The following is a 12,349-nucleotide window of genomic DNA, read 5'->3' on the forward strand; positions in this document are numbered from 1 at the left end:
ACCGGACGGGCATGACCAGCTACACGCTTTCCCATTGGGGCACCTACGAGGTCGAACCCCGTGGAAACGGCTTGCCCGCCCTCAGGCCGTTCAGGCGCGATCGGGACCCGAGCCCGATCGGCCTTTACCAACTCGACCCGGCGCTCGACAGGCTCCGGGTCCGACGCCCGGCGATACGCAAGAACTGGCTCGATCACGGCCCTGGCACTGCAGCGGAACGACGCGGCAGCGATCCCTTCGTCGAGGTCGAATGGGACCTCGCCCTCGACCTAGCAGCCGCCGAGATCGACCGGGTCCGGACGAGCCACGGCAATGCGTCGATCTTCGGTGGCTCCTATGGCTGGTCGAGTGCCGGCCGCTTTCACCACGCGCAAAGCCAGGTGCACCGCTTCCTGAATGCCGCCGGCGGCTATGTCCGGCATGTCGATTCCTACAGCCTGGGCGCTGCCAATGTCGTGCTGCCGCATATCGTGGCCAGCATGGACGAACTGATGGCCGGCCATTCCTCCTGGGACACGCTGGCCGCGCATTGCGAGCTGTTCGTCAGCTTCGGCGGCGTGCCGGTCAAGAATGCGCAGATCAATGCCGGCGGCGTCGCCCTGCACGGCGTGCCGGCGGGCCTTGCCGGCATGCGCGCGGCCGGCACCCGCTTCGTCAATATCGGCCCGGTGCGCGACAATTTCGGCGCCGTCTCCGATGCGGCCGAATGGATCGCCTGCCGACCCAACACCGACACCGCCCTGATGCTGGCGCTGGCCTGGGTACTCTACAGCGAAGACCTGCACGCCGAGGCCTTCCTCGACCGCTGCTGCACGGGTTTCGAGAACTTCGTCCCCTACCTCACCGGAGCCACCGACGGTGTGCCGAAGACACCCGAATGGGCCGAAGAGATCAGCGGCGTGCCTGCCGGAACCATCGTCGATCTTGCCCGCCATATGGCATCGGCACGCACGATGCTCAATGTTTCGTGGTCGATGCAGCGCGCCAGCCATGGCGAACAACCCTACTGGATGGTGGTGACGCTGGCGGCAATGCTCGGCCAGATCGGGAAGCCTGGCGGCGGTTTCGGCGTCGGTTATGGCGCGGCAAATCTTGTCGGCAGCGCCCACACCCGCATCAAGGGGCCGACGCTGTCGCAGCTCAAGCCGGGCATTCCCGACTTCATTCCGGTCGCCCGCATCGCCGACATGCTGCTCAATCCCGGCGCGCCCTTCACCTACAACGGCAAGACGCAGAATTACCCCGACATCCACCTGATCTATTGGGCCGGCGGCAACCCGTTCCACCATCACCAGGATCTCAACCGCCTGCTCAAGGCCTGGCAGAAGCCCGACACCGTCATCGTCAACGAGCAGTACTGGACGCCGACGGCCAAGCGCGCCGACATCGTCTTGCCGGCGACAATCTCGCTCGAACGCGACGATATCGGTTCCGCCACGCTGGAGGCCTTCATCGTTGCCATGAAGCAAGCAGTGCCGCCGGCGGGAGAGGCGCGCGACGACTACGCCATCTTCGCCGAATTGGCCGAGCGGCTCGGCTGCGGCGAAACCTTCTCCGAAGGGCTCGACGCGACAGGCTGGCTGTCGCGGCTCTACGAGGAATGCCGGCCACTCAATCGCGCGCGCGGGCTCGACCTGCCCGATTTCGAAACCTTTTGGCGCGACGGGCTGATCGACCTGACCCCGCTCGACCAGCCGGTCACCATGTTTGCCGATTTCGTCGCCGATCCGGAGCGCAAACCGCTCGGTACACCGTCGGGCAAGATCGAGATCTTCTCGCAGCGTATCGCCGGCTTCGGCCTGGACGACTGCCCCGGCCATGCGACATGGATGGCACCGGTGGAGTGGCTGGGCGCCGGGCTCGCCACCAGATATCCGCTGCACCTTCTGACCGACCAGCCGGCGCGCCGGCTGCACAGCCAGCTCGACGCCAGCCCCCACAGCGCCGGCGGCAAGTCGAATGGGCGCGAGCTGGTCTACATGAACCCTCGGGATGCTGCGCAACGCGGGCTGGAACAAGGACAGATCGTCGAGCTGTTCAACGACCGCGGCCGCTGTCTGGCCGCCGTCACCATCACCGGCGACATCATGCCCGGCGTGGTGCGGCTCAACACCGGCGCCTGGTTCGATCCGGACCCCGTGACCGGGCTCGAAAAGCACGGCAACCCGAACGTGCTGACGCTCGACATGCCGGCGTCCGGCCTGTCGCAAGGCTGCAGCGCCCAGACGTGCCTTGTAGAGATCGCCGCCTTTGCCGGCCCGCTTCCACCTGTCACCGCCTTTTGCCTGCCGGACTTCGCGACATCATGACCACCGCACAGAGCGCGCCGCACCAACACATGCGTACTGTGTGGTGGCAAACCGCCAATCCGGCCCCTGTCACCCAGCCCTTGCGCGCTGCAAGCAAGGTCGACGTGGCAATCATCGGCGCCGGCTTCACCGGCCTGACCGCTGCACTCCACCTCGCCCGACGCGGCGCGCGTGTCGCCGTGCTCGAGGCGGAGACGATCGGCAGCGGCGCGAGCGGACTCAATGCCGGTTTCGTGGTGCCGAATTTCGCCAAGGCCGACCCTGCGGCGGTGGTTGGCAAGCTTGGCGAGGAACGCGGTTACAGACTGCTGCAGATGATCGGTGGCGGCGCCGATCGCGTCTACGCGACCATCCACGAACATGGCATCGCTTGCGATGCCGAGCAGGTCGGCTGGATGCATGTCGCGCATTCGGAAAAGATGCTCGGCATCCTCGAACACCGGGCGCAAGCCTGGCAGGCGCTGGGCCGTCCGGTGCGCATGCTCAATGGCGGCGAGGCGCGCCGCCGCGCCAGCCTCAGGCACAATGCCGGCGCCCTCATCGATGAGAGCGGCGGCACACTGCATCCGCTCAACTACGCCTATGGATTGGCGAGTGCTGCCATCAAGGCCGGTGCATCGATCCACGAACACGCACCTGTCCAGGCCGTGGAGCGGTCGAACGATGGCTGGCGGCTGACCAGCGGACAAAGCACGATCGACGCCGATAAGGTCCTGCTGTGCACCAATGCCTCGGAACAGGGCGCCGCCCGCCGCCTCGGCCGCATCGTCGTGCCGCTGCGCGTCTATCAGATTGCCACCGCCCCGCTCGATGAGGTCACTGTGCGGCGCATTTCGCCGGAGCGGAACCCCGTTGCCGACACGCGTGCCAATCTCTTCACCTTCAGGCTCGACCGCGACAACCGGCTGATCAGCGGCGGCATGTCGATGCTTCCGCTTGGCGCCGAGGCGCGCATGGCCGCGATGGTCGCCGGGCGCCTGCAGGCCGAGCTCGGCTTGCCTCGACCGCCTGCCGTCGAAAGCATCTGGCGCGGCACCGCCGCCATGACCACCGACTTCCTGCCACATGTCTATGAGTTCGGCCCGCGCTTCATCGGCGGCATCGGCTGCAACGGCCGAGGTATCGCCTTGACCGCCATGCTCGGCGAGGTGCTGGCCGACGCTGCGTCAGGCACGCCGCTCGACGCGTTGCCGATCCCCGAGGCTTCGCCGCGCGCCCTGCCGTTTCGCAGTTTCGCCGCTGCAGCCCCGTCGGTCGCCATCGCCCAGGCCAGGTGGCAGGACCGGCGCCAGGGATTGTAATCGCCCGCTAGCGCGGCATATCTCTGTCTGGCCTCGCAAAGGAGCCGTTTCGATGCTGATCCTCAACCGGCAGGCTGTCGCCGCCGCCTTGCCCATGGCCGACTGCATCGATGCGATGCGTACAGCGTTGTCGGACTTTGCCACCGGAAGCTACCGGCTGTTTCCGCGCCAGCAGCTCAATGCCGGCCCCGGCGAGGTGCTGATGGGGCTGATGCCGACATTCTCGCAAGCAGGCGGCGAGAAGCTCTGGTGCCTGAAGGATGTGCTGGTCGCTCACGACAATGCGGCGCGTGGCCTCGACAACCACCAGGGCGCCGTGCTGCTCAATGACGGCGAAACCGGCCAGTTGCGCGCCGTGCTCGACGCCACCGAAATCACCGCCCGGCGCACCGCCGCGACCTCTGCCGTGGCAACCGCGACCCTGGCCCGGCCCGGCGCCAGGACGGTTGCCATCCTCGGAACCGGCACGCAGGCCGAGACGCATATCGAGGCACTGCGCCATGTCATACCGGACGCAGCCTTCGTGCTCTGGGGCCGCGCGCGCGACAAGCTCGTGGAACTTGCCCGCAAGAGCGGCGGCGCGGTGGCCGACAGCGCGCAGGCCGCGGTCGCAGATGCCGACGTCGTCTGCACCTTGACCGGCTCGAAGGAACCTATCGTCGAGCTCGGCTGGCTGAAGCCGGGCTGCCACATCAATGCCGTCGGCTCGAGCAACCGAGCGGCCCGCGAGCTTGGCGACGACATCGTCGCCACTTCCGCCTTCTTCGTTGATTCGCGCAGCCAGGCCGCCGTCGAGTGCGGCGAGCTGCTGCAGCCGCTCGAGCGCGGCGTGATCGGTCCCGACCATGCCCGTGCCGAGCTCGGCGAGGTGCTTGCCGGATTGCATCCGGGGCGGTCTTCACCGCGGGAGCTTACGGTGTTCAAGTCGCTCGGCATTGCCGTGGAGGATGCAGCGGCGGCCATCCGCGCCGTGAAGAACGCGACCGACAGGGGCCTCGGCCAAAGGATCGACTGGTAGAGCCATCGCGGGCAAACAGTTCATGCGCGCCGTGCCGGCTTGATACCGTACGGCGCGATTTCTATGCTATGTACGAATTCATCGTTTGATCAAAAAAGGATGCTGGATGAGCGTCGATTTCCTGGAGCCCGTGTCGTCGCGCTCGACGATTCAGGACGGTATCTATCGCCAGCTGCGCAAGGCGCTGATGTCGGGCCATTTCGACCCCGGCCAGACACTGACCATCGCCATGCTGTCGGACACGTTCAAGACCAGCCACATGCCGGTGCGCGAGGCGCTGCGTCGCCTGATCGCGGAAAACGCGCTTGTGGTGCTGACCACCGGCTCGGCGCAGGTTCCCACCGTCAGCCTGGCCGCCCTGGACGATCTGTGCCTGACGCGCATCGCACTGGAAACGCTGGCGACCAAGCTCGCCACCGAGCGTTCGACGCCCGCCGACCGAAAGACCTTCCGGCATCTCGTCGAAGAGCATGAGGCGGCCGCCAACGACCGCAACCTCGAGGACATGATGGTCCGGAACCAGGAGCTGCATTTCGCCATCTACGAGTGCTGCGGCTCGCCCGTCATCATCCAGTTCATCCAGAGCCTGTGGCTGCGCTTCGGCCCCTACATGCGCATGTTGTCCGGCCATATCGAGCCGGTGCTGATCTCCGGCAAGTACCAGCCGAGCTCGCACCATCGCGACCTGATCGAGGCGATGGATGCCGGTGACGCGCGTGGCGCCGCCAAGGCGATCAAGGGCGACATCGAGACGACGCAGGCTTTGCTGCGCCGCCTATGCAAGGAAACTGTCGAGACGAACTGACGGGCCGGCGCGCCGGCGCCGGCCCTTGCTGTCAGGCCGCTCAGACGGCGTGGCGCGAGGTGACCGGCTGCTCGCCGATCAGGCCGCGTGGGCGCAGCAGAAGCACCAGCACCAGCGCCAGGCCGATGATCATCGCCTGGGCGGCACCGCCATAGATCTGGAGCTGCACCGGCAACATCTTCGACGCCACAGCACCGATGACGCTCCAGATGCCCCAGACGACGATCGCGCCGAGGATGGCGCCGCGATTGTTGCCGCTGCCGCCGATGATCAGCATCGCCCAGATCTGGAAGGTCAGGATCGGCAGGAAGTCGAACGGGCTGACGAAGCCGATGAAGCTGGCATAGAGCGCGCCTGCAAGGCCCATCAGCGTCGAGCCGATGACGAATGCCTGCAGGCGGAAGCTGCGGGTGTTCTTGCCCAGCGTCTCGGCCGCGACCTCGTCCTCGCGAATTGCCTTGAGCACGCGTCCCCATGGCGATCGCGCGATGCGCTCAAGCGCGACATAGGCGACGGCAAGGATCGCAACGATGACGGCGAGGTAGCCGAGATTGTTGGCCAGCGGCGTGGCAAACAGGCCGCGGAACGGGTTGGGGATCGAGGCGATGCCCATCGTGCCGCCGGTCAGTGCCTCGAAGTTGGTGGCGACGAGCTGGATGGTGACGGCGATGCCGAAGGTGGCGACAGCGAGGTAGTCGCCGCGCAGCCGGACCGTTGCCAGTCCGGTGATGAGCGCCGCAAGTGCTGCGGCAGCCATCGCGCCGACCACGCCGACGATCCAGGGCAGTTCGAAATTGCCAAGCAGTTCCGGCCGCGGTGGTGCCGTCAGGATCGCAAAGGTGTAGGCGCCGATGGCGTAGAAGCCGACGATACCAGCGTTGAACAGGCCGGTGCCGCCCCATTGCAAGTTGAGCCCAAGCGTCGCGATGCCGAGTATCAGCGCAACGGTGAGGAAGAATACGAGATACGAAACAAATCCGATCATCTGAGCCTCACACGCGTGCCGACCTGGAGAACAGGCCCTGCGGCCTGAGATAGAGGATGATGAGCAGCAGGCCGAAGGGCACCGCCGCCTTGTAGCCGGTCGGAATGACCAGCGCCGACAGGCTTTCGGTGAGGCCGACGATCAGGCCGCCGGCGACCGCGCCAAACAGGCTGCCGGTACCGCCGAGGATCGCCGCCGTGAACAGCGCCAGAAGCATGTTGAAGCCCATCTCCGGACGGATCTGCACGGTCAGGCCAGCAAATACGCCGGCTATTGCGGCAAGGGCGCCGCTCAGCATCCAGGTCCAGCGGACCACCTTGGCAATGTCGATGCCGCAGACCTGCGACAATGCCGGGTTCTCGGCCATCGATCGCATGGCGACGCCGATGCGGCTGTGTTTCAGGAACAGGTGCAGTGCCACGACCAGCGCCACGGTCAGCGCCAGGACGAGCACCTGGTCGGGCATCATCCTGACGTTGGGCAGGATCTCCAGCGAGATCTGCAGCTCCTGGCCATAATAGTGGGCGTCGGCACCCCAGACGAAGAGCACCAGATTGCGCAGGATCAGCGCGATGCCGAAGCTGGCGAAGACCAATGTCAGGCTGCTTGCGCGGCGCTTTCTGAGCCTGGAAAACACCAGCGTGTCGGCGGCGATGGCGATCAGCCCGGTGCCGATGCAGGAGACGACGATTGCCACGAGCAGCGGCCAGCCGAAGGAAAACGGGCCGATGGCTTGACCGGCGGGCAGGACGGTGACGACGGCAAGCGCCATGTAGGCGCCCCAGGTCAGCATTTCGGCATGGGCGAAGTTGGCGAATTTCAGCATGTGCGCGCACAGCGAATAGCCGATTGCCCCGAGCGCGAGGATACCGCCGGTCAAGAGACCGTCGGCGATGGCTTGTCCGATCATGATTTCCTCCGGAAGCCCAGGAATGCTTCGGCAATGGCGTCGTTGTCGAGCAGGTCGGCCGCCGTTCCCGTCATGTGGTTGCGGCCCTCGACCAGGACATAGGCGCGGTCGGAAACCCGAAGTGCCGCCTTGGCATTCTGCTCCACCATCAGCACCGCGACCCCGCTCTTGGCGAGGCGGCGCAGGTCGTCGAGCACCTCGTGCACGATCTTGGGCGCCAGGCCAGCCGTGGGCTCGTCGAGCATGATGACGCGCGGGTCGGTCATCAGCGCGCGTGCCACCGCGAGCATCTGGCGCTGGCCGCCCGACAGCACGTTGGCAGCGGCGCGGCGGCGATCCGCCAGAGCAGGAAAATGCTCGAAGGCCCGTTGCACGCGTTCGCGCAACAGCGAACGCGGCAAGGTGTGGCCGCCGCTGATCAGATTGTCCTCGATCGACAGCGACGAAAAGACGTTGCTGGTCTGCGGCACGAAACCGACGCCCGCGGCGATGATCTCATGCGTCGGCAGCCCGGAAATGCGCTGGCCGCCGAGCCTGACCTCGCCGCCCTCGACCAGCACCAGGCCGGCCAACGCCTTGAGGAAAGTCGACTTGCCGGCCCCGTTCGGGCCGATCAGCGTGACCAGTTCGCCGGCATCGACGATGACCGAGATGTCGAAGACGATCGGCATGCCGGGGATATAGCTGGCGCGCAGGTTGCGCGCCTCGCAGACGGGTGCGCTCATGCCAGTTCTCCCACACTGACGTCACCGAGATAGGCGTCGACGACGCGCTGCTCCTTCATCACGCCGGCCGGGTCACCTTCGAAGATCACCCGGCCCTGCGCCATCACCACGATGTGGCGGCAGATGCGCATCACCATGTCCATGTTGTGCTCGACAATGAGGAAGGCGACGCCACGTTCGTTCAGCGCCACGATCTTGTCGATCAGCGTCTCGATGAGCGTCGGGTTGACGCCGGCCGTCGGCTCGTCGAGCAGGATGAGCGGCGGATCGACCATCATGACGCGGGCAAGTTCGAGCAATTTTTGCTGGCCGCCCGAAAGCACCCCGGCGAGGTCGCGCGCCTTGTCGGCGAGGCCGGTGAAGGCGAGCACCTCCATCGCCCGTTCGCGGGAGCGGCGCTCCTCGGCGGCGACAAGGCCGCTGCGGAACCAGTTGTTCCAGAATGTCTCGCCCGACTGAGCGGTGGCCGACAGCATGACGTTCTCGAGTACCGACATCTGGGGAAACGGCCGCGGGATCTGGAAGGTCCGCGCCAGGCCGGCGCGGAAGATCCTATCGGGCCTGAGGCCCGAAATGGGCTTGCCGTCGAAGATCACCTCGCCGGCGCTCGGCTGGACTTCGCCGGCAATGAGGCCGAACAACGTGCTCTTGCCGGCGCCGTTGGGACCGATCAGGCCGGTGATCTGGCCCGCCTTGACCGAAATGTCGACACCGTCCACGGCCTTGAGCGCGCCGAAGCTCCTCGAGAGGCCCCGGGTCTGCAGGATGACATCGCCGGTCTGTGTCATGCGCTGCCCCGCCTTTCGCCGCTGGCCGGCGCGCCATCGCGGCCGTCCCATAGATTGTTGAAGAACCTGGACAGCCGATCCATGCCTTCGTCCAGCCGCTCGAGGCTTTCGGAGCCGAAGCAGACGCGAAGATGGCCTTCGCCCGACCGACCATAGAAGCTGCCGGCCTCGACGACCACATCCGCCTCGTCGAGGATCCTCTCCGCCAGCGCCTGCGACGGGATGCCGAAGGCCGAGATGTCGGGGAAGGCGTAGATGGCGCCTTGCGGCGACGGGCACTTCACACCCGGCATCTGGTTCAGGCGGCGAACGACGAGATCGCGCTTTTGGCGGTCGTGGTCGACCAGTTCGGCAAGCACTGCGGAAGGGCCGGTGATCGCGGCACGACCACCGGCCTGGATAAATGTATTGACGTGGGTGGCGTCGTTGGCGGTGATCTTCAGCAGCCCGGGCATCGCCCAGGAAGGGGCTGCCATGTAGCCGAGACGCCACCCATCCATGGCAAAGGATTTGGTGAATGCAAAAGCGGTGATGGTGCGCTCGGCCATGCCGGGCAGTGCCGCGATGCTGACATGCTCGCGGCCATCATAGACCATGTCTTCGTAGACCTCGTCGGAGACGACGAGCAGGTCGCGCCGGATCGCCAGTTCGGCGAGGCCCTCGAGCTCGGTGCGCGAGTAGACGCGGCCGGTCGGGTTGACCGGATTGACCAGCACGATCATCCGGGTGCGCTCGGTGATGGCGGCCTCGATCAGCTCGGGCCTGAGGGCGAAGTCGTCGGCTGCATCCAGCGTCACGAACACCGGTCTGGCGCCGGCCAGTTCGATCTTGCCGATGTGCTGGGGATAGAATGGGTCGAGCAGGATCGCTTCGTCGCCCGGATCGAGCAAGGCAAGGAACGCCGCGAACGAGGCATGCGTCAGGCCATTGGTGACCAGGATGTCGGCTGCGCTCACATCCATGCCGTTCTGGTTGCGCAGCTTTTCGGCGAGCGCCTCACGAAAGCTCGCGGTGCCTTTGAGGTCGCTGTAGTGGACGTCGCCGGCCAGGATCGCCGCGATCGTCGCCTGCTTGATGTGTTCGGGCGTGTCGGCCGCCGGGCGGCCGAGTTCGAGATGGATGAGGTCGCGCCCGCTGCCGGCGAGTGCCGCAGCCTTCTGGTACATGCCGAATGATTTCTGTGGCGTCCCGGAGATACGCCGCGCGACCCGCCTCATTGTCCCACCTTGGCAACATCTGCAGCGGTGTCGGCCTGACGCCGCGCGATGACCTCGAGCTCGACCTTGATCTCCTCGACGGCGAAACCGACGATGACGGTGGTGTTGGTCGGGCGCGGATCGGAGAAGGTCTGGCCGAGCAGGCGCGAGACGGCATTGACGTCGTCGCGGCTGGCAAGATTGACGCGCACCGACACTATGTCGCGCATGCTGGAGTCCGCCTCGGCCAGGGCGGCGGCGATGATGTCGAGCGCGCGGCGCGTCTGCACCGCCGCGTCCGGGTCGAAGCCGCCGATCTCGGGATCGTATCCCGCCGTACCCGAAACGAAAATCCAGTCGCCATCGACCACGGCTCGTGAGTAGCCAGCCAGTTCCTCGAAGGGAGAACCTGAATAGATCGCTTTTCGGGTCATTGGTCGCCTCTGCCTTTCGCGCTCATTTGATCAAACCATCATCGTGATAACGTAAGTTCGCGGTGAGATCAACCGCCTCGGATTGGTGTCGGCGTTTTGCCTTGATGAACGGACGCTGCAGGGAAACGGTCGGTAGCCCCGGACACCGGCTCGCGACCGCCGGCCTGACCGGCGCAGCAGTCAAATGCGCGTGACCCACGGCGATATCGCGTAACAAAGCCACCTCCATCTCCGTATCCTCTACTGGCGGGCCGAACAGGTCCCCGGGCGTCCCGCAAGCGGCATGGCCCAGGAACGACAAACGGGAGTAGTTCGATGACAAGGAAACTCGTTGCGGCAAGACGGACCGTTGCCAGCTGTCGCCCGGCATTCTGGCTTTCGGTCGCGGCTGCCGTATTTGGCGCCTGGGCTCTGACGACCCCTGGCGTGGCGCAGGAGGGGATAAAGATTCCGCCGCCGGCGATCGACGCGACTGCGCAAGGCAATTCGGAGGTGGCGGTACTCGCAGGCGGCTGCTTCTGGGGCGTGCAAGGTGTGTTCCAGCACGTCGAGGGCGTCACCAACGCCGTGTCAGGCTATGCCGGCGGCGACAAGCAGACGGCGCAATACAACGTCGTCGGCAGCGGCGCGACCGGCCACGCCGAGGCGGTCAAGGTCACCTTCGATCCGAGCAAGATCAGCTATGGTCGGATCCTGCAGGTCTATTTCTCGGTCGCGCATGACCCGACCCAGCTCAACCGCCAGGGTCCAGATACCGGCACCCAATACCGCTCGACCATCTTCCCGACCGATGCCGAACAGGCGAGAGTTGCCAAGGCCTATGTCGCACAGCTCGACAAGGCCAAGGTCTTCGACGCGGCGATCGCGACGACGATCGAACCCGGACGCGCCTTCTACAAGGCCGAGGACTATCATCAGGACTTCCTGACCTTGAACCCGACCTACCCCTACATCGTCTACAACGACCTGCCGAAGATCGAGAACCTCAAGCGCCTGTTCCCGGATCGCTACCGCAATGACCCGGTGCTGGTCTCGGAGGCCAAGGCATCCAACTGATAACAATGGGCGTTCCAGCAGGCAGCATCTTGGCGCGATGTGCCCGACCGGAACGTCGCAAGCAGGCGCCTGGAACAACCGCGTGGGTGAGGCCTAGTCCTGCTTCGGGAACCAGCCGCCACCGGAGCTGCGGCTGAGGCGCGGCGAGGTAATGGCGCCGTGGATATGGGCGATGTAGCTGGCATCGAGCTCGGTGATCGCCCGGCGCCAGACATCGCCCTGCAGCATGGCAAAAATGGCCGCGACCGGCCGGATGTTCGCCTTGGCCAGCAGCTTCAGCACCGCCAGCATCGAGGTGCCGGAACTTATCACATCGTCGACGACCAGCACTCGCCGTCCCTCGAGCAGCGGCAGCATGCGCGGGTCGAGATAAAGCCGCTTGGCGTGCTCCGGACTGGTGATCGAGCTCATCGGCTCGGACAGGTCCTCGCTGTACCAGAACTTTCGCGACGTCCCGAGCGCCACCATCCTGTCATGCCCGAGACGCCGGGCAACGCCATTGGCCAAAGGCAGGCCGAGCGTCGGCACGCCGATGACGACCTCGGGCGCGTAGACCCGGGCATGGGCCGCCATGGCATCCGACAGCGCATCCTCGACGGCGAAGCTCGCCTGGTTGACGATCATCGACGCCACTGCCTGGCTGCCGTCGCCCGGCAGGACGCGGACGGGCAGCGCGATCTGACGTCCGTCGGGCAGCGATGCCGGATAGAGGTCGTGGAAGCCGTCCGCCGGTGCAGCGTCGAACGTGTCCGCGGGATAAACTGTCTGCCAGAATTGATGCGGAGCGAGTGGCACAACGGGCCTTTCTGTTGCAGAAGGGGA

At 65.9% G+C, this 12,349-nt stretch carries 13 protein-coding genes; 5 read left to right on the plus strand and 8 right to left on the minus strand.

The window, feature by feature from the left end; all coding sequences use genetic code 11:
• Positions 1 to 11: 11 nt before the first annotated feature.
• From N7E70_RS02935 to N7E70_RS02950, 4 genes are all read left to right on the plus strand, one after another.
• Positions 12 to 2,309, plus strand: coding sequence for a molybdopterin guanine dinucleotide-containing S/N-oxide reductase (locus N7E70_RS02935; protein WP_263005501.1), 2,298 nt, complete (start codon positions 12 to 14; stop codon positions 2,307 to 2,309).
• Positions 2,306 to 3,610 (plus strand): NAD(P)/FAD-dependent oxidoreductase, encoded by a 1,305-nt coding sequence (locus N7E70_RS02940; protein WP_263005502.1) that lies wholly within the window; start codon positions 2,306 to 2,308, stop codon positions 3,608 to 3,610. Before N7E70_RS02935 ends, N7E70_RS02940 begins: the two co-directional genes overlap by 4 nt.
• A gap of 52 nt (positions 3,611 to 3,662) precedes the next feature.
• Entirely contained in the window at positions 3,663 to 4,628 is a 966-nt protein-coding gene (locus N7E70_RS02945) for an ornithine cyclodeaminase family protein (protein ID WP_263005503.1), read from the plus strand.
• Positions 4,629 to 4,734: 106 nt separating this feature from the next.
• The gene (locus tag N7E70_RS02950; RefSeq protein WP_067955535.1) at positions 4,735 to 5,433 is read left to right on the plus strand and encodes a GntR family transcriptional regulator; all 699 of its coding nucleotides are present in this window, start codon (positions 4,735 to 4,737) and stop codon (positions 5,431 to 5,433) included.
• A 40-nt stretch (positions 5,434 to 5,473) separates the two neighbouring features.
• Here N7E70_RS02950 and N7E70_RS02955 read toward each other — a convergent pair whose 3' ends face one another.
• From N7E70_RS02955 to N7E70_RS02985, 7 genes are read right to left on the minus strand one after another with little or no spacing between them, the layout of a single operon-like run.
• The gene (locus N7E70_RS02955; protein WP_154385219.1) at positions 5,474 to 6,418 is read right to left on the minus strand and encodes a branched-chain amino acid ABC transporter permease; all 945 of its coding nucleotides are present in this window, start codon (positions 6,416 to 6,418) and stop codon (positions 5,474 to 5,476) included.
• Positions 6,419 to 6,425: 7 nt separating this feature from the next.
• Complete coding sequence (locus tag N7E70_RS02960; RefSeq protein WP_154385220.1) at positions 6,426 to 7,328, minus strand: branched-chain amino acid ABC transporter permease; 903 nt, start codon at positions 7,326 to 7,328, stop codon at positions 6,426 to 6,428.
• Positions 7,325 to 8,053, minus strand: coding sequence for an ABC transporter ATP-binding protein (locus N7E70_RS02965; protein ID WP_067955541.1), 729 nt, complete (start codon positions 8,051 to 8,053; stop codon positions 7,325 to 7,327). The genes N7E70_RS02960 and N7E70_RS02965 overlap by 4 nt, the downstream gene beginning before the upstream one ends.
• Positions 8,050 to 8,841, minus strand: coding sequence for an ABC transporter ATP-binding protein (locus N7E70_RS02970; protein ID WP_182574510.1), 792 nt, complete (start codon positions 8,839 to 8,841; stop codon positions 8,050 to 8,052). The genes N7E70_RS02965 and N7E70_RS02970 overlap by 4 nt, the downstream gene beginning before the upstream one ends.
• Complete coding sequence (locus N7E70_RS02975; RefSeq protein WP_154385222.1) at positions 8,838 to 10,058, minus strand: pyridoxal phosphate-dependent aminotransferase; 1,221 nt, start codon at positions 10,056 to 10,058, stop codon at positions 8,838 to 8,840. The genes N7E70_RS02970 and N7E70_RS02975 overlap by 4 nt, the downstream gene beginning before the upstream one ends.
• A complete protein-coding gene (locus tag N7E70_RS02980) occupies positions 10,055 to 10,471 on the minus strand; it encodes a Rid family hydrolase (RefSeq protein WP_067955545.1) in 417 nt (138 codons plus the stop codon). The genes N7E70_RS02975 and N7E70_RS02980 overlap by 4 nt, the downstream gene beginning before the upstream one ends.
• A 22-nt stretch (positions 10,472 to 10,493) precedes the next feature.
• Positions 10,494 to 10,700: a hypothetical protein gene (locus tag N7E70_RS02985; protein WP_182574509.1), complete on the minus strand. Its 207-nt coding sequence runs from the start codon at positions 10,698 to 10,700 to the stop codon at positions 10,494 to 10,496.
• A gap of 86 nt (positions 10,701 to 10,786) precedes the next feature.
• On the opposite strand from N7E70_RS02985, the gene msrA reads away from it, so the two are divergent.
• On the plus strand, positions 10,787 to 11,527 hold the full coding sequence (gene msrA / locus N7E70_RS02990; RefSeq protein WP_182574508.1) for a peptide-methionine (S)-S-oxide reductase MsrA: 741 nt from the start codon (positions 10,787 to 10,789) through the stop codon (positions 11,525 to 11,527).
• A 93-nt stretch (positions 11,528 to 11,620) separates the two neighbouring features.
• On the opposite strand, the gene N7E70_RS02995 is transcribed toward msrA, so the two are convergent.
• A complete protein-coding gene (locus N7E70_RS02995; protein ID WP_182574507.1) occupies positions 11,621 to 12,322 on the minus strand; it encodes a phosphoribosyltransferase in 702 nt (233 codons plus the stop codon).
• Between the last annotated feature and the right edge of the window lie 27 nt (positions 12,323 to 12,349).

Origin of the sequence: Aminobacter sp. NyZ550 (assembly GCF_025628925.2) — a bacterium.
Classification (GTDB): domain Bacteria; phylum Pseudomonadota; class Alphaproteobacteria; order Rhizobiales; family Rhizobiaceae; genus Aminobacter; species Aminobacter ciceronei.